A 22,963-nucleotide genomic window follows, 5' to 3' on the forward strand; every position below is an offset into this window, starting at 1 on the left:
CTAAAGAAGCTCATCTTTAGCGTCAATATTAATATCAGATTTAGCGTTTTTTAATGTTTTGCTCAATGGCATCCATTAATTTACCGCTAATATTTATCGGGTATGCTGCTTCAATTTCGCGAATACAGGTTGGGCTAGTGACATTGATTTCAGTGACTTTATCGCCGATGACATCTAAACCAACAAAGTATAAACCACGTTTTTTCAATTCTGGCGCTATCGTTTCAGCAATGAGTTTATCGCTAGCACTTAATGGACGAGCTTCACCGCGACCACCAGCCGCTAAATTACCACGAGTTTCTCCTTGGGCAGGAATACGGGCTAAGCAATATGGCATTGGTTCACCATTGACGATTAAAATACGCTTATCACCGTCAACAATTTCAGGCATGTACTCTTGAACCATAGCATATTGTGTTGAATGAGCGGTTAAAGTTTCAAGAATAACCCCCACATTAGGATCATTTTCACCAATACGGAAAATAGACGAACCGCCCATACCATCTAATGGTTTAATAATAATATCTTTGTTTTCTTTATGAAACTCTCTAATTTTCTGATTGTTGCGTGTGACTAACGTTTTTGGCGTTAATTCTGGAAACCAAGCAGTAAATAATTTTTCATTACAATCACGTAAACTTTGTGGTTTGTTAACAATGAGCGTTCCCGCAACTTCTGCTCGTTCTAGCATATATGTGGCATAAATAAACTCAGTATCAAATGGCGGATCTTTACGCATTAATACCGCATCTAAATCAGCGACATTGATATCTTCACGTGCATCGAGTTCATACCAATGTTGTGGGTCATCAAATACTTTTACTTTCGCGGCAGTTGCTCGACAGACACCTTGTTCTAAATAGAGATCTTGCATCTCCATGTAATAAATTTCATAACCACGCGCTTGCGCTTCAAGCATCATTGCCATTGAAGAGTCTTTTTTTACTTTGACCTCGGAAATAGGGTCCATTACAACGCCAATTTTTATGCTCATATTTTTTCCTAATTGTCTTAATGTTTTGATAAGTGCTTTATGCCTTGAAGCTAGGTTAAGTCACCGTAGCGACATTGCAAGGCGGTGATTGCTGTTAAAGCCGCTGTTTCTGTTCTTAGTACACGAGGTCCAAGTAATACATCGTGAAAGCCTGCGCTATTAGCATTGGCAATTTCATCGTCACTTAAACCACCCTCAGGACCTATCAGCAAGCGTACACGATTGTTCTCAATCGGCAGACTCATAATTGAATGCTGAGCTCGGGGATGTAAATTTAACTTTAAAGCTGAACTGTCTTGCTGTAACCAATCATCGAGATAAATCGGTGCTGCTACAATAGGGACCGCACATCGACCACTTTGTTCACAAGCACTGATGACTATTTTTTGCCATTGCTCATGCTTTTTCTCTAAACGCTCACCGGTAAGCTTTACACCACAGCGTTCAGTAAAAATAGGGGTGATAGTATTCACACCCAACTCAACTGATTTTTGTAAGGTAAAGTCCATACGTTCACCGCGTGAAATACCTTGGCCTAAATGAATATTAAGCGGTGATTCATTCTCGACTTTATTTTTTGCAATAATTTCAATATCAGCACGTTTTTTACCGACATTACAAAGTTTTGCTTGGTATTCGTAATAGCTTTGCTGCTCTGCTATACCATTAAATAAAGTGATGTCGTCACCATCTTTAAGGCGTAATACTCGTACGGTATGGCCAAAAGCATCATCGTTTAATGCTTGCGTTTGACCGACTTCAAATGCCTGTGCTTGATAAATACGAGGATTACGCATAAAAAGTTTCCATAGTGATCATTTGAGGTTGTTGGGTTAGCAATAATACAATTGATAAGGTTAGCCGTAATATTTTTTAAATTACTTACCGGCTATTGCTCTTAATATAGATTGTAAATAAGGGCAACTCATCGAGAATTCAATTGTTTAAAGAAAAATATTACATTATTTTGTCAACGGCTTATATTATAACTGTTAGGCGTTATTATTTTCACTGAGATCTGTTGCTATTATTTTTCGCTAGATAAGCTGGTGAGGGGAGGTTATTTTTAGCTTTAATGCTGTGAATGTGATGTCAGCAATGACTTATCCTGCTTTATTTACCATCTAATGCTAGCTGTTGAGAGTGTATACGTCGAGTTTTACTAATGAAATAAGGAGTTAACAGGCCTTTTCAGTGGTATTAAAAGCCCGCTAATCCATTTTTATATATTACTTATCTATAGTGAACTTAGTATCTTGATCACGTAATAAGTATAGGGCAAAACATGCTGCCCACATTGGCCATGCAGCAAAAAATAACAAATGCTTAAAGCCATCTAAATATTGTGCGTAAGCTGATAATGTTGAACCACCGTGTATTAAAAAGATAAGACCGTATGAGATACGCTTTTTAAAACCAAAGAGAAATGCGAAAACTAATACCAGTTGTAATGCACCTAATACGTAGATAATGGTTTCACTTGAACCACCTAAACCATAGAATTTTTCAAAAATGCGTGTGCCGTGACCAGGATTAACAAATTTGTCCAGTGTCCACATGAACATAACAACAAAAACACCTAGTCGCAGTGATAGTAATGACCACTGCAAACGATTTTCTACATCCGACGATAATGGTTGAGCCATAAAAGTTCCTTGAAATATTAATAATTGATAAAAACTAATTTAATAGACCACCGAACTCAGTTTTTCTTACAAAATTTAATGATTTGTTTTTTATTACTTAAGATTTTATCTGTATCAGTTTGGTTATTGAATAGGGTTTTAGTTGTTATGCTTTGCCCTCAAATGGCGTCATAGCAGGGTATTTAAACAAAGCTTAGCTATTGTTATAGCAATTAGCATTTATTTAATTTAAGTTATGGTTTGTTTAAAAACAGGCCTTAATATCAATAGCTGATTGTTATCGGAGTTAAGTTCAAATTAGATGAATTTGAAAGTCTTGTACTTTTGTCTCGTTATTCTGGCTTCGATAATATTCAATAAATTTTAAAGCACTCTGCTTGATATCTTGTTGATGCAATTTTGGGTGTTTTTCTGCAATTAAGATCGCTTGCTTAAACATTTTTTCAGCTGAGGTTATTTTATTATTGTTAATATCAATACTCGCGAGGTTAAGATAAATAGTAATCGAGCTTGGATGGTTTTGGTATTCATTGCTATTATCTCTTATTGCCAAAATTTTCAGATATAGCTTTCTTGCCTTATCATGCTGTTGCTGAGAAAGATAAACATTAGCGAGTGTTTGTAAAGAACTGAGCGTATCAGGATGCGCTTCACCGAGCTTGTTTGTATTCGTATTAACGGTACTTAATGCTAACGCTAATGCTTCTTCAAGCTTGCTTGCTCCTCCGGTTTTATTGAGTAATTTAGCCAGTTTTTTTTGTGTTTGCAGTGTTTCAATATGGGTGCTGCCCAAGTGTTCTTGACGCTTTTTCAATACCTTTCTGAATAAAGTCTCTGCAGGTGTTAATTGACCTAAGCCCTTATAGACATCAGCTAAGTTGTGCATAGAACGTAGTACTTCATGGTGATTTTCGCCTAAAACAACTGTCGCTATTTCAATATGTTGTTTAATAATAGGTAAGGCTTGTTGGTATTGTCCCATGGTTTGTAATACCGAACCAATAAGACTCAAGATGCTAAAACTTGCCGGGTGTTTTTCGCCTTTGGTTTTAACCAATAAGTGATAGGCATTGCGATAATATTCATTGGCTTTGTCATACTCTCCTAACCAGTGATAAACAATCCCGATGTTTTTCAGGGTGGCGATAGTATCAATATGCTCTTCGCCCAGCGTTTTTAAACGTTCTAGGTAAACTTCTTCAAATAAGGTTTTTGCGGCGTGATGATCGCCTTGCATGTTTAAATACCCAGCGAGGTTACTCATGATACCCAATGTGTGCGGCGCATTATCACCATATAGTTCTTTACTAAGTGCTAGCGACTGATAAATAATCGTCAGTGATTTTTTGTGCTCAAACTGTACTGCGTACAAACGAGTAAGCTGTATTAGCAAGTTTAAATAGGCTGGCGAATGCGTTAATGCTTGTTGCTGAAATAACGACATAGCGCCATGTAAGTGTTGTTCGGCAGGTAAGAGCATGCCTAACTCTAAATAGATATTACCGATCACACTGCGAATAATCGCTTCAGAGTCTGGATGCTGCTTCAATGAATGTTCCGTATTGTTAAGCGCTGTACTGGTTTTGTCTAACACCTCTCTAACAAGTACGTTTTGGCCCTTTTCTTTGTTGGGATCTAATTCGTTAAACATATCAGTAAAGAATGATAAGGTAAGTGCTGAGCGATCTCGCTCTTTGGTTAACTGAATCGACTGTAGCCATAAGGTTGTGCTAAAGCTAACAATAGCGCTAAAAAGTAATAAAGAAGTTAGGCTAATGGTTTTATTGCGCTTAAATAGTTTTACTAACTTTAATGACCGTGGACTAACTCTTGCGGTAACGAGTTGGCAGTTAAGAAAATTATTAATATCATCAGCAAATTGGCTTGCAGATTGATACCTTAAAGTGGCTGATTTTTCTAAGGCCTTGTTGATAATCGCATCAATATCCCCGCAGAGTTGGCTTGCTGTTATTTTGTTTGTCGAATCGGCTGTTGATGCCGCTTTTAGGGCCACACTGGCGAGCAAAGGCTCGACATTCATAAGCAAATTTTTTGACTCGGTAAGATTTTTATTATTTAAATCGAAAGGTCTTTGCTGAGTAAGCATTTCAAAAAGTACAACACCTAAAGCGTAAATGTCAGCCATGATCGACACTGGCTCACACCTTATTTGTTCAGGGCTTGAATAAGCTAAGCTATAAGCGTGGGTGGGTAAGGGGTTTTCTTCGTTATCACCGCTACTTTGTTGAACAATTAATTTCGAAATACCAAAGTCGAGTAACTTCACCTCGCCAGTTGCTGTAATTAATATATTTGAAGGTTTTAAATCACAGTGAATGATAAGGTTTTGATGTGCATATTGCACGACGTGGCAAACTTTTTTAAATAGTGTTAGTCGTGCTTTTAATGACAAATTGTTGTTATGGCAATAGCTATTGATGGGCTCGCCTTTAACGTATTCCATCACCAAATAAGGCATATTATTATCTAAAGTACCGCCATCTAACAACCGAGAAATGTTTGCATGCTGTAAATTAGCCAGTATCTGCCGTTCGGTGCGAAAAGCGTTTTGGGTTTGTTTGTCGGCAAGTTGTGTATTAATAAGTTTGATAGCTACTTGTTGTTGATACTGTTGGTCGGCACGCTCAGCTAAAAACACGCTGCCCATACCACCTTTAGCTAAAGATTTAATGACGCGATAATTGCCAATGTTTTGGCCAATGAGGCTCTCTTGTAACGTAAAAAAATTAGCCGCGGTTTTCGAGATCACATCATAAATTTTGGTGGCGTTGTTTTGATTATCTAATAGTGATTTTACTTTATGAAATAGCTCGGTATCTGTACCACACGCTTGCGTAATATAGGCTGATTGTTGTGCTTTAGGCAGCTTGATAGCTTGATTGAAAATATCCTCTATTAAACGCCATGTTATTTTATCCATAACCTTAATTTATCCCTGTATTTTCATTTATCTTTTGCTATGTCTTTTGTTATGCGCCGGCGAAAAATTGAAATTACGGTATACTGGTTAAATACTAGACGAAAAACATGATTGTGAAAGTTTATGAATAGAGATAATTCAGCTGAAATCACTCGTTTGCTAAGAGATTGGCAAGCAGGTGAGAAACATGCTTTGGATAAAGTAAGTGAGTTTGTCAGTCATGAATTGCATCGTTTAGCAGCAAAGCAAATGAGTAAAGAGGGTAGAGGCCATACATTACAAGCCACAGCATTAGTAAATGAAGCTTTTCTTGAGCTTATGCATGTGAAAGTGAATTATCATGACCGTATTCATTTCTTCAACTTAGCTAGCCGTATTATGCGTAGAATTCTTGTTGATTATGCCAAAATGAAAAAAGCAACCAAACGAGGCGATGGTGCTAAGTTGCTAACCCTCCATGAGCATCAACAACCCAGCTACTTCTCTGACGATATGATTGAGTTAGACGAAGCACTTAGTTCTTTGGCCATGTTTGATCAACGCAAGGCTGATATATTACATTTGCAGTTTTTTGCTGGCTTAAAAACTCAAGAAATAGCTGACCTGTTTGAGATCTCTAAAAAAACAGTTGAAAGAAATGCCCAATTAGCCAAAGCATGGCTAAGCCACACACTAACCCTTCATTAATACTTCGCTATTTCCCACATCCGTCAAGTACGCTAATGTTACGTGAGCAAGTCATAATACCAATTTTACTAAGTTTCTGAGTGGGAACAAACTTAATAAACTTGGTATAACTCCAACGCTAGAAAATTAAATGTCGCATATAGAGCTGGTTTTTCGCTTCTATAGATAGTAACGATAAAATGCAGACACCTTTAAGGAAGATAGCGATGAATAGTATTTTTAAGCATATATTGGTGATTGAAAGCTCAAGTGATACTAATAACTTTGTTTTACAACGTGCGGTTGATGTAGCCAAACAGAACCATGTTAAAATAACGGTATTTAGGTCTTTTTATAAAGAAGTGCATGACAAAAAATTTGATAGTGGCTTGCCAGATGACTTATCACTATTTGTTTTACAGCAACAGCAATTGATTTGTGAAAAGTTTAATCGCTTGACTGATGAAGACCTAGATTTAGACATTATCATTTCATGGCAAGCGCCAGCGGTAACATCTATCGCTGCAATTATTAACGCTAATAAAATATCTTTAGTGATGAGGCTTTTTCATAAAGAAAACCATCTCCTTGATTTGTTCACTTTATCAGTTGAGCGTTACTTAACTCGACATTGCGAGTTACCGGTTTGGCTGGTAAAAAATAATGCACAATTACCTGAATATAAAATTCTTGCCTGTTTGGATATTGATGATGACACTGAAACCAATAAAGCATTGAATCATACTATTTTGGATGCTAGCGAGCAGTTAATACCGTTGAAGTCAGCCGAATTACATATCTTGGATTGTTATTATGGTGAGTCAGCTTCTATCGCAATAAACTATGATGCAGACTCTGGTTTTAGGGAAGGGGTTTCGGTGAAGCGTCAACACATGAAAACAATTAATAAGTATGTTGCTGCTCACGCAAATATCAATGGTACTGTTCACCTAAATGAGTCAATGCCTGATGATGATATACCGCAAACTGCTGATGAGCTTCATGTCGGTTTAACAATTATTGGTAATTGTAAACATGATCATTTCTTCAATAGAATGCTCGGCGATAGTTCGCAGTTTTTAACTGATAAAATCTCTAGTGATATACTTGTGATCAAACCCGATAGTGAAAATATGATGTTGGCTATGTAGTGCGAATGTTTATATAGATTAATACCAGTTTTACTAAGTTTCTGAGGGGGAACAAACTTAATAAACTTGGTATGAGGCTGTTTTATCTCGATTATTTGTTATAAAAAAACCGCTCAATGAGCGGTTTTTTTATGCTTAATATTAATGCTATTTGGCGATATTTATTAGATACCAGCAGATAAACGTAGCGCTTCTGCTTTATCGGTTTTTTCCCAACTAAATGCTGTGAAAGTATCATCACCGACGGTCATTTCGAAAGGTTCGCGACCAAAGTGACCGTAAGCTGCCGTTTGTTTATACATTGGGTGCAGCAAATCTAACATTTTAGTGATGCCGTATGGGCGTAAGTCAAAATGCTCACGCACAAGCTCAACTAAACGCTGTTCAGAGACTTTGCCAGTGCCAAAGGCATCAACAGAGATTGAAGTAGGCTCAGCAACGCCGATAGCGTATGAAATTTGAATTTCACAACGATCAGCTAAACCAGCCGCAACAATATTTTTTGCAACATAACGACCAGCGTATGCCGCACTGCGATCAACTTTTGATGGATCTTTACCTGAGAATGCCCCACCACCATGACGAGCCATGCCGCCATAGGTATCAACAATAATCTTACGACCGGTTAAGCCACAATCGCCCACTGGGCCACCGATAACGAAACGACCCGTTGGATTAATATGGTATTTTGTCTCTTTAGTTAACAACTCTGCAGGCAAAACATGCTTAATAATGTTTTCCATTACCGCATCATGTAAGTCTTCTTGTTTGATATCAGGATTATGCTGAGTTGAAAGCACAACAGTATCAATAGCGACAGGCTTGTTATCTTCATAGATAAAGGTTACTTGGCTTTTTGCATCAGGACGTAACCAAGGTAAAATACCTGATTTACGTGCTTCAGCTTGACGCTCAACCAAACGATGAGAATAGTATAATGGTGCAGGCATTAAAGTTTCGGTTTCATTGGTGGCGTAACCAAACATTAAACCTTGGTCACCAGCGCCCTGATCTTCAGGCTTTACGCGATCAACACCTTGAGCTATTTCTGGAGATTGTTGGCCAATTAAATTCATGATGCCACATGTTTCACCATCAAAGCCAACATCAGAAGAGGTGTAGCCAATTTCTGAAATAACATCACGGGTAATTCTTTCTAAATCTACCCATGCAGACGTAGTAACTTCACCTGAAATAATGGCAACACCAGTTTTTACCATGGTTTCACAAGCAACACGTGCATGCTTATCTTTGGCAATAATAGCATCTAAAACCGCATCAGAAATTTGATCGGCAATTTTATCCGGATGTCCTTCTGATACTGACTCAGAAGTAAAAAGGTGTGTAGACATAAACCCTCGTAAAAATTAATTGAAAAACAAAAATTGCTTTAATGGCGATATTCTAACTGTTTACCTATCGCTTTTCTAGAGTTTTTTACGCCTAGATGGCTAAACGTCTTTGAGCTATATCAAAACTTATTCCTATATCTCAAAAAATATTACTTTTTGTTCATGTTGTGGCGCTAAATTTTTTAGGGATAGTGTTTTAATTGTAATGGACGTTGCCAAATGTGGCTGAAAAGCGCTTGCTGTGGTGCACTATGTTTAGAGCTATAAAAGCTTGTTGTACCTAAGTCATTACTGTTATTCATTAGCTGGTGTAATGCTAATTGTCGTTGCAACTGCTCAGTGACGGGTTGTGCTGTCTCCATAATGAGTACACCGTCACCACATATTTCACTAATTAAGCTTTTGACTAACGGATAATGCGTGCAACCTAAGACAATAGTATCAACACCTTGGGTTATAAGCGGCAGCAAATAAGCGCTCAACATCAGTTTGCATTCAACAGAGTTTTTTTTATCTTGCTCAATAAGCTCAACTAAACCTGGACAGGGCTGAATCGTGACTTCACTGTTATTACGATATTGCGCCACTAAGGTGAGAAAACGCTGATTTTCTGCCGTTGCTTTCGTGACCAGAATAGCGACTTTCTTGTTTTTACTAAAGTTTGCTGCTGGCTTTATCGCGGGCTCTACGCCAATGACCGGAATCGAAATGTGTTTACGTAACTGATCTATGGCATTAACGGTCGCGGTATTACAAGCAACAACAATAGCTTTAACTTTACGTTCAATAAACCATTGAGCAATCTCGTTAACTCGCTGTTGAATAAATTGTGTCGACTTTTCACCGTAGGGGGCATTCAAGGTATCCGCCACATAAAGTAAGTTCTCATGAGGGAGTTGCTGTTGAATACATTGCGTAATAGATAAACCGCCAACACCCGAATCAAAAATACCGATAGGGTCAGCACGATTAACTTGCTGCAGACTGTCTCGCTTTGAAATCGCTATCTTGGTATGGGTTTTATTTTGCGGGGGCATTAAATAACTACGGCTTAGAGTGAACAGAAAACAATATTGTTAAGTATATTATTAACCGGCAAATGAGATCTATATATTTTTCTAGCAGACACAGGGTTAGTAATGTCTTCCAGAATGCCGCAGCTCAGATAATCTTGAACACCGGGTGCTTTTCTAGTGATGTGCGGAAATAGTATTGATATTTTTAAGCAGAAAGCTTGTTAGCAATAAAAAATTAGTAATGTCTTCCAGAATGCCGCAGCTCAGATAGTCCTGAACACTGGGTGCTTTTCTAGTGATGTGCGGAAATAGTATTGATATTTTTAAGCAGAAGGCTTGTTAGCAATAAAAAATTAGTAATGTCTTCCAGAATGCCGCAGCTCACATAGTCCTGAACACCGGGTGCTTTTCTAGTGATGTGCGGAAATAGTATTGATATTTTTAAGCAGAAGGCTTGTTAGCAATAAAAAATTAGTAATGTCTTCCAGAATGCCGCAGCTCAGATAGTCCTGAACACTGGGTGCTTTTCTAGTGATGTGCGGAAATAGTATTGATATTTTTAAGCAGAAGGCTTGTTAGCAATAAAAAATTAGTAATGTCTTCCAGAATGCCGCAGCTCACATAGTCCTGAACACCGGGTGCTTTTCTAGTGATGTGCGGAAATAGTATTGATATTTTTAAGCAGAAGGCTTGTTAGCAATAAAAAATTAGTAATGTCTTCCAGAATGCCGCAGCTCAGATAGTCCTGAACACCGGGTGCTTTTCTAGTGATGTGCGGAAATAGTATTGATATTTTTAAGCAGAAGGCTTGTTAGCAATAAAAAATTAGTAATGTCTTCCAGAATGCCGCAGCTCAGATAGTCCTGAACACTGGGTGCTTTTCTAGTGATGTGCGGAAATAGTATTGATATTTTTAAGCAGAAGGCTTGTTAGCAATAAAAAATTAGTAATGTCTTCCAGAATGCCGCAGCTCACATAGTCCTGAACACCGGGTGTTCAGGGCGGAAATATCATGCTAACCGTAGGCTTCCCGATACGAGCCGGGCTTGCACAATAGTTAATAATCAACTTCCTTAGGTAAAACTTATCGGCTCAGGGACATAGTTCACAAACAAACATCCCAGAAGACGAAGTTATTATAGCGAATAATGTCAGCCGAATTAAGTCTTTTATTACTTGTAAGACCTGACTGCTTAATGCTTGAACAAATTGAAGTTTCTTTAAACAAAAACCATATTTTTAGAAAATTGAATAATACCGAGAGGGTGAGTTATGCGCTTTTAGGGGAATTAACAGCCAGTTCAATTGTGGCTTGTAGCAGTTCAATTTTACTTTGCATTTTTTCGCGTTCTTGCTCTAACTCAGCTCGTGCTTTAACCAAGTCATTGGCAAGGTTTAACGACATCATCACCAAAGCTTGCTCAGGGGTTTTTGCCGAAGGACTTTTCTTCACATCGAGAGCTAAGCGCTTATTAATTTCATCGGCTGCTTGCAACAAAGCCGATTCATGGCCAGCAGGACAAGCGATTTTTAATCGTTTGTTGGCAACATTTATCGTAACTGTGTGTTGGCTCATCGCGTTGTTATTCTCAAAAACATTATTTTAGTATTTTCAAACAATAGCTCGAAATACTAAACTACAGACTGTAATACCAAGAAAAGTAATAATAATCAAAACTTAGTACCCCATAAGGGGGAACTATAACGGTGAGTGTTACACTATGCAAGTGATCTCTATGGTTTTTTTCTGGAATCAAGGCTATGCCGATGTTAAGATAGTCAACAATATACCTCGATTGAATTGATATTTTTATGGCTGATAGCACCACTTTAGATTTTCCCTCTGTACAAGCAATTTTAACTAGCGAAGGTATTGAGGCGCACGCTGCTGAAATTCATGGTGTGCTTACTGGCTTAATTGCGGCAGGTTTTGAGTTTGAAAGTAACGATTATGTCGCTATGGTTAATGACATGCTTAATAATGCCGAAGGCTTGCCTGCTAGCGTTAAAAGCTTAGTTAAAGATATTTACAGTGATATTTGGCAAAAAATTCTTGATGATTCTTATAGCTTTCAATTAATGCTACCTGATGATGACGACTCAATTGTTGAACGTGGCCATGCCCTAGGTAAATGGGTACAAGGTTTTAATTTAGGCTTTGGTTTACAACAAAATAAAAATGCCACACTGTCTGAAGATGTCAAAGAAGTACTGACCGACTTTGGTGAAATTGCCAATTTGTCAGATGAAGTCGAAGAAAATGAAGACACCGAGCAAGCCTATTTTGAAATTGCTGAATACGTCAGAATTTCTGCCTTACTTTGTTTTACCGAATTAGGTGCCGCACCTGAGCTAAAAGATAACTCGGCAACGCTGCATTAGCACTAGCGACTAAAACGTTTAGTTATTTATCTTTAAGCTACCCACCAACTATAAAAACAGTGAGCTGGTAACTATGATCAAAAACACGCTACTACCTGTTGCTGAATTTTGTCAGCGCAGAAGCGATTTTATAGCGCAAATGCCAGCCAACAGCATAGCGCTCATTTCGGCGGGTAAAGAAGTTACCCGCAGTAATGATACCGAATACCCCTTTTGCCAAAGTAAGCATTTTTACTACTTAACGGGTTTTAATGAACCCGATGCTATTTTGGCATTAGTCAAAAACGGGCAATCAAGGTCTGCGCAAAGTATTTTATTTTCTCGAGAGAAAGATCAACTGCAAGAAATCTGGCATGGCCGACGAGTCGGTCAAAAACAAGCCGTGATTGATTATCAAGTTGATAGCTGTTTTAACTTAGCAGAAGTCGATGAGCAACTGTTGCCATTAATTGCGGGCAAAAGTGCAGTATTGATTTGCCAACCAGAACTGACTGAATTTCAACAACAAGTGCTAAATTGGTTGAGCCAAGTTAGAAAGTCTGCTCGCAGCGGTGTTAAAGCACCAAAATCTTTAATTGATTGTAGCGAACTGATTGATGAAATGCGTTTGCACAAATCATCAGCAGAGCTTGATATTATGCGACAAGTTAACGTGATCAGTGGTGCTGCTCATCAACGCGCAATGTTGCAAACCCAAGCCGGTAAGTTTGAATATCAAATTGAGGCAGAACTACTACATGAATTTGCCTCCAACGGTGCCCGTTACCCAGCGTATGGCACTATTGTTGCCGGTGGTGATAACGCCAATATTTTGCACTATACCGATAATGATGACGCGCTAAATAATGGTGATTTACTGCTTATTGATGCCGGCGGCGAATTGGCGGGCTATGCCGCCGATATTACGCGTACTTTTCCAATCAGTGGTAAGTTTACTGAGCCACAAGCGTTAATTTATCAACTCGTGCTCGACAGTCAAAATCTTGCTATCGAGGCGATAAAACCACAGCAAACCTTTGCAGAATTAAACCGTCTTGTTGGTGGTTTTTTAACCCAAGGCTTATATGACTTAGGTATTTTAACCGGTGACCTAAGTGAGTTGTTGGCACAAAAAGCCTGCAAAAAGTATTTTATTCATGGCTTAGGACACTGGCTAGGACTCGATGTGCATGATGTCGGTGACTATCACTCAAATCAGCAACGTGAACAACATCGACCTTTTGCTACGGGCATGGTGATGACCATTGAACCGGGTATTTATATCCCATTAACCGATCAAAGTGTTGATGAAAAATGGCGTGGTATTGGCGTACGAATTGAAGACAATATTGCAGTAACGCCTACAGGCTTTGAAAACTTAACCGTTAATGCACCGAAAACCATTGCAGAAATTGAAACACTGATGTCGAAGTAACTGTTTTTTATTGCAAACAAATCAGTTGATTAAAAACAAAGTGATAAACCTGATCAAAAGATAAGCTTAGGGTTAATTATGCCTGTTGTTAATAAGGCTAAAGTAACAAAAAAACGCTAAAGCAGTATAAAAATTAAAGGTTAACGATGAACACAAGCGTAAATAAAGACAAGGTTACTGCTAATACGGCTAAGCACTTTGATGTGGTTATTTCGGGCGGCGGTTTATCGGGCGCACTAATGGCACTGAGTTTATCCACTTTAGTTACTTCGCAGCAAGCCGCACTGAAAATAGCGATTATTGAAGCGAATCCGATCTTAACTGATCCGTCACGTAGCTTCGATGATCGGGTATTAGCTTTATCACATGGTAGTGCCGCTTATTTAACTGAAGTTGGAGCATGGCAGTATTTGTATCAATACGCTGAGCCAATTCAAAATATTCATATTTCAGACCGTGGTCATTATGGCAAAGCTCGATTATATGCAAAACATCAACAAGTTGACGCGCTAGGTTATGTCGCTGAAATGTCGGTTATTGGTGCGGCTTTATTAAAAGCCTTAGCAACAAAAAAACACATTACTTGGTTTACTCCTGACAGCATTGAAAATGTGCAATGGCAAAGCGAGCAAGTCAATATTGCGTTAAGTTCGGGAATTAAGTTAACCACAGCGCTATTGTTAGCTTGTGATGGTGTGCAGTCACCTTGTCGCAAGTTTGCCAATATTGCGACCACCAGCCGTGATTATCAACAATCGGCATTAATTGCCAATGTCGCTACCGCTCATCAACATAATAATATTGCTTACGAGCGTTTCACCGAAACTGGCCCAATTGCCATGTTACCGCTATCGCCAAATGCTAATCAACAACATCAAGGACGTTGTTCATTGGTATGGACGTTAACGCCAGCGTTAGCCCAAAAAATGATAAATTTGTCAGATGATGAATTTGCTGAGCAGCTAGGGCAAGCTTTTGGTCATTGGCTGGGTAAGATAACGCATGTCGGCAAACGGGTGGTTTATCCGTTAAAATTAGTGCAAGCGAGCGAGCAGGTTTATCATCGCATGGCCTTAATTGGCAACGCTTCACACACCATACACCCGATTGCCGGACAAGGTTTTAACTTAGGTTTACGTGATGTCAGTGATATGACTCAAGTGATCAAAAATGCTTTAGAGAGCCAACAAGACATTGGCTCGTTTGCTAATTTAATGCAATATGCCAAGGCTCGACAGCAAGACCAACAACAAGTGATCAGCTTAACCGACTCATTAGTGACCTTGTTTTCCAACCAATTACCGCTATTAGTTGCAGGGCGTAATATTGGCTTGAAAGTATTGAATTATGTGCCGATGTTGAAAAACGCCTTGGTGAAGAAAACCATGGGTTATTAGCAGCCAGCTTTTAGCCGCCAGTTATAAGCTAAGTGCGACAACTAAAAAGCCCGTCGGGCTATTAGAATTAAACAAATAAATGTGAAATATAATGCAAAAATTTGATCTGTTAATTGTTGGTGGCGGTATGGTGGGCTTAACGCTTGCCTTAGCGATCCGTCAGCAAAGTGAGCTAAGCGTTGCGATTGTTGACAACTCGCCGATAACTGAACTCACTGATGAGCCCGAAGTACGGGTGAGTGCTATTAATGCCGTCAGTGTGCAACTGTTTAACAACCTCAATGTTTGGCAAGATATAATCGCTCAACGCGCTCAGCCTTATCATGACATGCATATTTGGGATAAAGCCGGTTATGGTCAATTAGACTTTGCTTTAAAAGATGTTAACCACAAAACCGTAGGGCATGGCCCCGAACAATTAGGCTTTATTGTTGAAAACAAAGCAATTCGCAATGCGCTATGGCACAAAGCAACACAAGACAGTGGCATTGAGTTTTTTACTGAGCATAAACTACAGCAATTAAACCTCAGTGATAACGAAGTATTCGCCACCTTTGAAGTTAATCGCGAAACTGGCCAGCAAGCGATGCCGCTAGTGGCAAAATTAGTGGTTGGTGCTGACGGGGCAAATTCTTGGGTGCGCCAACAAATGAACGTACCGTTAACCTTTCGTGATTATGATCATCATGCCATTGTCGCGACCGTTAAATGCCAACAAGGCCATCAAAATACCGCTTGGCAAGTATTTCTAGCAACGGGACCCTTAGCATTATTGCCATTATACCAAGACGATTTATGCTCTATTGTTTGGTCAACAAGCCCTGAAGAAGCGACAAGATTAAGCACGTTATCAGCCGAAGATTTTGCCAAAGAAATAACCGCGGCAAGTGACGGTAAGTTGGGTGCTATATCCCTAGTCAGTGAACGTTTTACTTACCCGTTAACTATGCGTTTTGCCCAAGAGTTTGTGAAAAGTCGTATGGTACTGGTTGGCGATGCCGCACATACAATACACCCGTTAGCGGGGCAAGGAGTGAACTTAGGTTTACTTGATGCTGCCGCGTTGGCACAAACCCTTGTTGAACAAGTAAAACTTAAAAGTACGCAAGCCCAAAGCAATGGCAATGATCACGGTTGGTATAGTGATAAATCGCTGCAGCAGTTTGCCCGTTGGCGTAAAAGCGAAGCGGCAGAAATGATTGCCGCCATGGAAGCGATTAAACAAGCTTTTGCTCCGCAGCAAAGCGCGGTTAAATTAATTCGTGGTGTTGGTATGTCGTTACTTAATAAAATTAAACCGGCTAAAGCTTTAATGATAAATCAAGCGTTGGGTTTTAAGGGGCAATTACCTGAATTAGCCAAACCACGGTCACAATACTTAGCCAACAAAAAAACACAATGATCGCACTCTTACCTTGTTTTTATTGACCATTAGGTCAAGAAAGGTCGATATTTTCTCAATCTGTTGATACTAAATTGGCAGCTTGAGAAATTCATTTCTGTCATTATTTACCGACAAGATAAAATTTAAATTTGCCAATCGCTGCCTTTATCGACACTTAAGGAATTAAATTTTTAAAAGGTAGACTTTTGAAAATTTAATTTGGAATAGTTTCTTTAGTCGGGTTTAAATTTTAAAATAGCCATCTTATCTGTTGAATCAACAGCTGCTGAGGGATATAATCTTGCTCACTTTTTGTAAATCTACCGTCTTTATCCTAGATTTAGTCTCTGTGCTTGCTTTTAGCGCTGAAAATTTAGATAAAACAACTAACGTGAGTGAAACGTACGATGACAAATAAAACAGTATTACACGCTAAGCACATAGAAGCTGGCGCTAAAATGGTTGATTTCCACGGCTGGGAAATGCCAATCAACTACGGTTCTCAAATTGAAGAACATCACGCGGTGCGTAAAGATGCCGGTATGTTCGATGTTTCACACATGACCATCGTTGATGTTAAAGGTACTGATGCACAAGCATTTTTACGCCGTTTAGTGATCAACGATGTCGCCAAGTTAGACGTTGCTGGTAAAGCACTCTATACCGGTATGTGTAATCATGAAGGCGGCGTTATCGATGATTTAATCGTTTATTTCTTCACTGATACAGATTACCGCTTAGTGGTAAATTCAGCAACACGTGAAAAAGATCTCGCTTGGATCGCTGAGCAATCAGCTGCTTTCGACGTCACCGTAACTGAACGTCCTGAATTTGCCATGATCGCTGTGCAAGGCCCACAAGCCAAAGCTAAAGTAGCGACGTTATTAACGGCTGAACAAATTGCCGCTGTTGATGGTATGAAGCCATTCTTCTCAGCTCAAACTGGCGACTTATTTATTGCTACTACAGGTTATACCGGTGAAAACGGTTATGAAATTGCCTTACCTGCTGACCAAGCCGCTGATTTATGGCAAAACTTGCTTGATGCCGGCGTTAAACCTTGTGGTTTAGGTGCTCGTGATACCCTACGTTTAGAAGCGGGCATGAACCTTTATGGTTTAGACATGGACGAAAGCGTTTCGCCATTAGCCGCTAACATGGCGTGGACCATTAGCTGGGAACCAGAAGATCGTAACTTTAACGGTCGTGAAGTATTAGCAGCACAACGTGCAGCGGGCGACCAAGCTAAATTAGTCGGTTTAGTACTGGCAGAAAAAGGCGTATTACGCACCGGTCTTAAAGTGATCACTGAAGACGGTGATGGCATTATTACTTCAGGCACTTTCTCTCCAACGCTAGGGCACAGTATTGCCATGGCACGCGTACCACGTAGCGTAAAGTTAGGCACTACAGTAGAAGTTGAAATGCGTAAAAAATTAGTTAAAGTGCAAGTGATTAAGCCGAGCTTTGTACGTAACGGTGAAAAAGTTTTTTAAGCAATTTACAACCCATTCGCTACAATAAATTGGCGATAAAATGTGCTTAAAAATGCTAAAAATTTAAGCTATAGTATGACGTTATTAGCGTAGGCATAGCTTTATACTATAGTAATTTACACAAAATTTAAAAATAAAGATTAGGAACAAAACTATGAGCAACATTCCTTCAGAACTAAGATATGCAACATCACACGAATGGGTACGTAACGAAGGTAACGGTATCGTTACTGTCGGTATTACTGAGCACGCACAAGACCTTTTAGGCGATATGGTATTTGTTGAATTACCTGAAGTTGGTGACAGCGTAAGTACTGGTGACGACGTTGCCGTAGCAGAATCAGTAAAAGCAGCATCAGACATCTACGCACCGGTAACGGGCGAAGTTGTTGAAGTGAATGAAGACCTAGAAGACTCACCTGAGTTAGTAAACTCAGACGCGTTTGGTGACGGTTGGTTATTCAAGTTAAAAATTGAAGATGAAGGCGAGCTAGACAGCTTGCTTGATGCTGAAGGTTATGCAAACTCGATCGACGAAGACTAATTTAGCCTCGTCAATTAAGTTTAGTTTGCATTGTCGGCGTTGCTCACCTTGTCACTTACACCAGTAAGCTCCAACGGTTTGCAACTTGACCGCTTTGCCTAAAACATAATTGATATCGCTAATTTTTCGGGCACATTTTGTCTTTATACTGCGTTGCTTTTGTTATTCGTCTCAATCACTTAGTTCACTAAGCTCATAAGACTGATAACTTTAGCGCCTTGCTTACATGGATGTAAGTACTTAGGTTAAGTCGGGAACAATTAACCTGTGTATAAATAACAAACTGTTTACGAAAAGAATTTTAAGCCTCGAAGATTCACTTGAATACCGGGGCTTTCTTTTATATTACGTTTAAATACTAAGTGAAGCTGTTTTATGACTACTCAATATAATGACTCTTTATCTTTAGCTGAATTAGAGCAAAGACAAGATTTTATTCGTCGTCACATTGGTCCAAATGACGAGCAAACTCAAGCTATGTTGCACGATATCGGTGCTGAATCTGTTGATGCCTTGATCAATGAAATCGTACCAAGCGATATTCGTTTAGCAGATTTACCGGCGATTGAAGAAAGCAAAACCGAAGTACAAGCGTTAACCGACTTAAAAGCGGTGGCTAGCTTAAACAAAGTCAACGAGACTTATATTGGTTTAGGTTACTACGGCACACTTACGCCTAATGTTATTTTACGTAACGTGTTAGAAAATCCAGGCTGGTACACGGCTTACACGCCATACCAACCAGAAATTGCTCAAGGTCGTTTAGAGTCATTATTAAACTACCAACAAATGTGTTTAGACCTGACCGGTTTAGACCTAGCATCAGCGTCATTGCTTGATGAAGGTACAGCAGCTGCTGAAGCCATGGCATTAGCAAAACGGGTATCTAAAAATAAAAAATCAAATACCTTCTTCGTTGCAAGTGATGTTTACCCACAAACTATCGACGTTGTTAAACAACGTGCCGAGATGTTTGGTTTTGACATTGTTGTAGCACCTGCGGTTGACGTGGTAGAGCACGACGTATTTGGTGCCTTATTACAATACCCAAGTGCGACGGGTGAAGTTACTGATATCAGTGAGTTAATCGCTAAAGTACATGAGAAAAAAGGTATTGTTGCCGTTGCCGCCGATATTATGAGCTTAGTGTTATTAAAAGCACCGGGTGAATTAGGTGCAGATGCGGTTATTGGTTCAAGCCAACGTTTTGGGGTTCCTATGGGCTATGGCGGACCACACGCCGCATTCTTCACAACGTCTGATAAATACAAGCGTTCATTGCCGGGTCGTATTATCGGGGTATCAAAAGATACTCGCGGTAACCCAGCATTGCGTATGGCCATGCAAACGCGCGAGCAACATATTCGCCGCGAAAAAGCCAACTCAAACATTTGTACCGCACAAGTATTACTCGCGAACATGGCGGCATTTTATGCGGTTTACCATGGTCCGAAAGGCTTAAAAGTGATTGCTGAACGTATTCATCGTTTTGCTGATATTTTAGCGCATGCCGCTAATCTTAAAGGTTTAACACCTTTACACGGACAATTTTTTGATACTTTAACGTTTAATTTATCAAACGAGAAAAAAGCTGACATCGTAGCGCGTGCCTTAGCTAAAGGTGTTAACTTTCGTACTGACGTTGAAAATCAAATCAGTATTTCATTTGATGAAACCACTAACCGCGTTAAGTTTGCCGCAATATTAGCTATTTTATTTGGTGAAGATCACGACTTAGATATCGAATTACTTGACGCTGAGTTGCGTGTATTAGGCAGTGACTCAATTCCTGCGGCATTAAAACGTGAAACAGCGATTCTAACCCACCCAGTATTTAACTCGTATCACAGTGAAACTGAGATGCTACGTTACATCAAAAAGTTAGAAAACAAAGATTTAGCATTGAACCATTCGATGATTTCATTGGGCTCTTGTACCATGAAATTGAATGCGACAGCGCAAATGATCCCAGTATCATGGCCTGAATTTGCTAACATGCACCCATTTGCACCTGTTGACCAAGCACAAGGTTACAAGCAAATGATTGACGAGTTAGGCGACGCATTAATTGAGCTAACAGGTTACGACAACATTTCAATGCAACCAAACTCGGGTGCACAAGGTGAATATGCCGGTCTTATCGCGATTCACAAATACCACGCTAGCCGTGGTGATGATCATCGTAACATTTGTTTAATCCCTGCTTCAGCACATGGTACTAACCCCGCGTCAGCGCAAATGGTTGGCATGAAAGTGGTTGTTGTTGCCTGTGATAAAGAAGGTAACGTTGACATGGACGACTTGCGTAGCAAAGCTAGCGAGTTAGCCGAGAATTTGTCATGTATCATGATCACATATCCGTCAACACACGGTGTATACGAAACGACTATTGCTGAAATTTGTAATATTATTCATCAGCATGGCGGTCAAGTTTATCTTGATGGCGCTAACATGAACGCGCAAGTTGGCGTGACTTCACCAGGCTTTATCGGTGCTGACGTTTCACACTTAAACTTACACAAAACCTTCGCTATTCCACACGGCGGCGGCGGTCCAGGTATGGGTCCTATCGGCGTTAAAGCGCATTTAGCGCCATTTTTGCCAGACCATGCGTTAATCAACGTGAGCGAAAGCACTCAAGGTAATGGCGCAGTTTCAGCCGCTCCTTACGGTAGTGCCGGTATTTTATGTATCTCTTACCTATACATTGCTTTATTAGGCCGTAAAGGTGTAACGGATGCGACTAAGTATGCGATCACTAACGCTAACTACTTAGCAACCAAACTTAGCCAACATTTCCCGATTTTATATGCGGGGAAAAATGGCCGAGTTGCTCACGAATGTATTATCGACTTACGTCCACTTAAAGCAGAATCAGGTGTGACTGAAGTTGATATGGCAAAACGTTTAATGGATTACGGTTTCCATGCGCCAACCATGTCGTTTCCAGTAGCGGGTACGTTTATGATTGAGCCGACAGAATCTGAGTCAAAAGTTGAATTAGACCGTTTCATTGAAGCGATGGTTTGTATTCGTGATGAAGTGCGTAAAGTAGCGTCAGGTGAATGGTCAAGTGAAGACAACCCATTACACAATGCACCGCATACCTTAGCAGATATTACCGATACGTGGGATCGTGGTTACACGATTGCTGAAGCGGTATTCCCTGTGCCTGCGGCAGCAGCGAATAAATTCTGGCCAACGGTTAACCGTATTGATGATGTATACGGGGATCGTAATTTGATTTGTAGTTGTCCTCCGGTTTCTACTTATCAAGACTAACTGGTTGATATAGAATAATAAAAAGCGAGCTTCGGCTCGCTTTTTTTGTTGTATATAAAATCATTTTAATTAAGCGAACTATTTTTTCATTTTAACCATTAAAAATGAGCAGATAATTAATTAACTTGGCATTATTTTCATTAGATCAGATAACGGGCTAGTAACACCATCAGCACCACATTCAATGACATGTGTATATATTTGTGTTGTTCTAATATCACTATGCCCTAATTGCTCTTGTACCGTACGAATATCGGCACCTCGTTGTAACAAGTGTGTAGCAAAGGAGTGACGCAATGTATGACAAGTTACATTTTTTTCGATATGGGCTTTCCTTGCTGCTTGTTTTACTGCTTTTCTTATCGATGTTTCATTTATATGATGCCGTCTAAGCGCATTCACTTCAGGGTCTATACTTAGTCTTTTTGAAGGAAATAAATAATGCCATCCTAACTCTTTTCGTGCGTTAGGGTACTTCCTACTTAATGCGAAAGGCAAATAAACACCCTGATAATTAGTGTTTTTAGAGTCACAGATAAAAAGTAGTTCAACGTAATTTATTTGCATCTTTAATGCATCAACAAGCTCTTTTGCTAAAGTCACGCAGCGGTTTTTTCCTCCCTTACCTTGCCACACTCTAACAGTATAAAAATCAAAATCTATATCTTGTACTCGTAAACGAACAGCCTCCATTAAGCGCAGGCCACTTCCGTACATAAGTTGACAAGTTAATTGAAAGTTAGCGTCAATTTGTCGAAGCAGTGCAGATACTTCTTTTTGCGTTAGTACGACAGGCAATTTTTGCTGAATATGGCTTTTATTAAAATTCAATTCCAATGTTAATTCATTTTTAAGCACATATTTGTACATAAACGATAAGGCATTCAATGCTAATGCCTGTGTTTTAGGCGCCACATTGATGACATTAGACAAATGAGAGAGAAAAGACTCAACTTCATGATTATGGCAAGTGCTAGGGTGCCGCTTATTATTAAAAATGATAAACGCTTTTATCCAATATAAATAAGACTCGATAGTGCGTTTTGCATATCTTTTTGTCCACATCTGCTCTTTAATATGGGTAAGAAAAAGAGAGCTCATATATTTATCCTTATTTATTTTGTTACGCCATTAATTGTACTGTGTATTTATACAGTTTAGTGAGGTATCCTGCTTTTATCCAATAAAAAGGAAATATTCTCGTTTATGTCTTTAGCATAACGAAATGTTTTATTAGTAACTTATTGTAGATAATAGATAAATAAGGTATGTTTTGATTATTAAAAATATGAAAAAAG

General features: G+C 39.3%; 17 protein-coding genes and 1 other RNA gene. 9 read left to right on the top strand and 9 right to left on the bottom strand.

The features are described from left to right. Nucleotides 1–40: 40 nt before the first annotated feature. From gshB to FGD67_RS18220, 4 genes are all read right to left on the bottom strand, one after another. A complete protein-coding gene (gshB, locus tag FGD67_RS18205) occupies nt 41–994 on the bottom strand; it encodes a glutathione synthase (protein WP_257172466.1) in 954 nt (317 codons plus the stop codon). 50 nt (nt 995–1,044) lie between these two features. Continuing rightward, nucleotides 1,045–1,791: a 16S rRNA (uracil(1498)-N(3))-methyltransferase gene (rsmE, locus tag FGD67_RS18210; protein ID WP_257172467.1), complete on the bottom strand. Its 747-nt coding sequence runs from the start codon at nt 1,789–1,791 to the stop codon at nt 1,045–1,047. Nucleotides 1,792–2,223: 432 nt separating this feature from the next. Further along, a complete protein-coding gene (locus FGD67_RS18215) occupies nt 2,224–2,640 on the bottom strand; it encodes a hypothetical protein (protein ID WP_257172468.1) in 417 nt (138 codons plus the stop codon). Nucleotides 2,641–2,932: 292 nt separating this feature from the next. Then, nucleotides 2,933–5,581, bottom strand: a complete 2,649-nt coding sequence (locus FGD67_RS18220) for a serine/threonine-protein kinase (protein WP_257172469.1) — start codon at nt 5,579–5,581, stop codon at nt 2,933–2,935. Nucleotides 5,582–5,704: 123 nt separating this feature from the next. Here FGD67_RS18220 and FGD67_RS18225 point away from each other — a divergent pair, with 123 nt between their 5' ends. Together FGD67_RS18225 and FGD67_RS18230 are read left to right on the top strand one after the other, a co-directional pair. Then, nucleotides 5,705–6,268, top strand: coding sequence for an ECF-type sigma factor (locus FGD67_RS18225; RefSeq protein WP_257172470.1), 564 nt, complete (start codon nt 5,705–5,707; stop codon nt 6,266–6,268). 206 nt (nt 6,269–6,474) lie between these two features. Then, a complete protein-coding gene (locus tag FGD67_RS18230; protein WP_257172471.1) occupies nt 6,475–7,398 on the top strand; it encodes a universal stress protein in 924 nt (307 codons plus the stop codon). A 164-nt stretch (nt 7,399–7,562) separates the two neighbouring features. Here the strand turns inward: FGD67_RS18230 and metK are convergent, their stop codons facing one another. From metK to FGD67_RS18250, 4 genes are all read right to left on the bottom strand, one after another. After that, entirely contained in the window at nt 7,563–8,750 is a 1,188-nt protein-coding gene (gene metK, locus FGD67_RS18235) for a methionine adenosyltransferase (RefSeq protein WP_257172472.1), read from the bottom strand. Between the two features lie 182 nt (nt 8,751–8,932). Then, the gene (murI, locus tag FGD67_RS18240) at nt 8,933–9,787 is read right to left on the bottom strand and encodes a glutamate racemase (RefSeq protein ID WP_257172473.1); all 855 of its coding nucleotides are present in this window, start codon (nt 9,785–9,787) and stop codon (nt 8,933–8,935) included. 928 nt (nt 9,788–10,715) lie between these two features. Then, nucleotides 10,716–10,896: non-coding RNA, 6S RNA (gene ssrS, locus FGD67_RS18245), on the bottom strand. Between the two features lie 140 nt (nt 10,897–11,036). Then, nucleotides 11,037–11,342, bottom strand: coding sequence for a cell division protein ZapA (locus tag FGD67_RS18250; RefSeq protein ID WP_257172474.1), 306 nt, complete (start codon nt 11,340–11,342; stop codon nt 11,037–11,039). A gap of 236 nt (nt 11,343–11,578) precedes the next feature. Here FGD67_RS18250 and FGD67_RS18255 point away from each other — a divergent pair, with 236 nt between their 5' ends. The 7 genes from FGD67_RS18255 to gcvP all read left to right on the top strand — a co-directional run bounded on the left by FGD67_RS18255 (nt 11,579) and on the right by gcvP (nt 21,665). Beyond that, nucleotides 11,579–12,148 (top strand): UPF0149 family protein, encoded by a 570-nt coding sequence (locus FGD67_RS18255; RefSeq protein ID WP_257172475.1) that lies wholly within the window; start codon nt 11,579–11,581, stop codon nt 12,146–12,148. A 73-nt stretch (nt 12,149–12,221) separates the two neighbouring features. Next, nucleotides 12,222–13,562, top strand: coding sequence for a Xaa-Pro aminopeptidase (gene pepP / locus FGD67_RS18260; RefSeq protein ID WP_257172476.1), 1,341 nt, complete (start codon nt 12,222–12,224; stop codon nt 13,560–13,562). 146 nt (nt 13,563–13,708) lie between these two features. Next, nucleotides 13,709–14,959 (top strand): 2-octaprenyl-6-methoxyphenyl hydroxylase, encoded by a 1,251-nt coding sequence (gene ubiH / locus FGD67_RS18265; RefSeq protein ID WP_257172477.1) that lies wholly within the window; start codon nt 13,709–13,711, stop codon nt 14,957–14,959. Between the two features lie 91 nt (nt 14,960–15,050). Then, nucleotides 15,051–16,361, top strand: coding sequence for a UbiH/UbiF/VisC/COQ6 family ubiquinone biosynthesis hydroxylase (locus tag FGD67_RS18270; RefSeq protein WP_257172478.1), 1,311 nt, complete (start codon nt 15,051–15,053; stop codon nt 16,359–16,361). Nucleotides 16,362–16,750: 389 nt separating this feature from the next. After that, nucleotides 16,751–17,839 carry a glycine cleavage system aminomethyltransferase GcvT gene (gene gcvT / locus FGD67_RS18275; RefSeq protein WP_257172479.1) on the top strand — a complete coding sequence of 363 codons (1,089 nt, stop codon included), beginning with the start codon at nt 16,751–16,753 and terminating at the stop codon, nt 17,837–17,839. A 154-nt stretch (nt 17,840–17,993) separates the two neighbouring features. Further along, nucleotides 17,994–18,383 carry a glycine cleavage system protein GcvH gene (gene gcvH / locus FGD67_RS18280; RefSeq protein ID WP_077284557.1) on the top strand — a complete coding sequence of 130 codons (390 nt, stop codon included), beginning with the start codon at nt 17,994–17,996 and terminating at the stop codon, nt 18,381–18,383. Nucleotides 18,384–18,758: 375 nt separating this feature from the next. Next, entirely contained in the window at nt 18,759–21,665 is a 2,907-nt protein-coding gene (gcvP, locus tag FGD67_RS18285) for an aminomethyl-transferring glycine dehydrogenase (RefSeq protein WP_257172480.1), read from the top strand. A 120-nt stretch (nt 21,666–21,785) separates the two neighbouring features. Here gcvP and FGD67_RS18290 read toward each other — a convergent pair whose 3' ends face one another. Next, nucleotides 21,786–22,766 carry an integron integrase gene (locus FGD67_RS18290; RefSeq protein ID WP_257172481.1) on the bottom strand — a complete coding sequence of 327 codons (981 nt, stop codon included), beginning with the start codon at nt 22,764–22,766 and terminating at the stop codon, nt 21,786–21,788. Nucleotides 22,767–22,963 lie beyond the last annotated feature (197 nt).

The organism is Colwellia sp. M166, from assembly GCF_024585285.1.
Lineage (GTDB): Bacteria > Pseudomonadota > Gammaproteobacteria > Enterobacterales > Alteromonadaceae > Cognaticolwellia.

Excerpts from the sequence above, each read along its gene's own strand:
- gshB (WP_257172466.1), bottom strand. The coding sequence starts at position 994 with ATGAGCATAAAAATTGGCGTTGTAATGGACCCTATTTCCGAGGTCAAA.
- rsmE (WP_257172467.1), bottom strand. The coding sequence starts at position 1,791 with ATGCGTAATCCTCGTATTTATCAAGCACAGGCATTTGAAGTCGGTCAA.
- FGD67_RS18215 (WP_257172468.1), bottom strand. The coding sequence starts at position 2,640 with ATGGCTCAACCATTATCGTCGGATGTAGAAAATCGTTTGCAGTGGTCA.
- FGD67_RS18220 (WP_257172469.1), bottom strand. The coding sequence starts at position 5,581 with ATGGATAAAATAACATGGCGTTTAATAGAGGATATTTTCAATCAAGCT.
- FGD67_RS18225 (WP_257172470.1), top strand. The coding sequence starts at position 5,705 with ATGAATAGAGATAATTCAGCTGAAATCACTCGTTTGCTAAGAGATTGG.
- FGD67_RS18230 (WP_257172471.1), top strand. The coding sequence starts at position 6,475 with ATGAATAGTATTTTTAAGCATATATTGGTGATTGAAAGCTCAAGTGAT.
- metK (WP_257172472.1), bottom strand. The coding sequence starts at position 8,750 with ATGTCTACACACCTTTTTACTTCTGAGTCAGTATCAGAAGGACATCCG.
- murI (WP_257172473.1), bottom strand. The coding sequence starts at position 9,787 with ATGCCCCCGCAAAATAAAACCCATACCAAGATAGCGATTTCAAAGCGA.
- FGD67_RS18250 (WP_257172474.1), bottom strand. The coding sequence starts at position 11,342 with ATGAGCCAACACACAGTTACGATAAATGTTGCCAACAAACGATTAAAA.
- FGD67_RS18255 (WP_257172475.1), top strand. The coding sequence starts at position 11,579 with ATGGCTGATAGCACCACTTTAGATTTTCCCTCTGTACAAGCAATTTTA.
- pepP (WP_257172476.1), top strand. The coding sequence starts at position 12,222 with ATGATCAAAAACACGCTACTACCTGTTGCTGAATTTTGTCAGCGCAGA.
- ubiH (WP_257172477.1), top strand. The coding sequence starts at position 13,709 with ATGAACACAAGCGTAAATAAAGACAAGGTTACTGCTAATACGGCTAAG.
- FGD67_RS18270 (WP_257172478.1), top strand. The coding sequence starts at position 15,051 with ATGCAAAAATTTGATCTGTTAATTGTTGGTGGCGGTATGGTGGGCTTA.
- gcvT (WP_257172479.1), top strand. The coding sequence starts at position 16,751 with ATGACAAATAAAACAGTATTACACGCTAAGCACATAGAAGCTGGCGCT.
- gcvH (WP_077284557.1), top strand. The coding sequence starts at position 17,994 with ATGAGCAACATTCCTTCAGAACTAAGATATGCAACATCACACGAATGG.
- gcvP (WP_257172480.1), top strand. The coding sequence starts at position 18,759 with ATGACTACTCAATATAATGACTCTTTATCTTTAGCTGAATTAGAGCAA.
- FGD67_RS18290 (WP_257172481.1), bottom strand. The coding sequence starts at position 22,766 with ATGAGCTCTCTTTTTCTTACCCATATTAAAGAGCAGATGTGGACAAAA.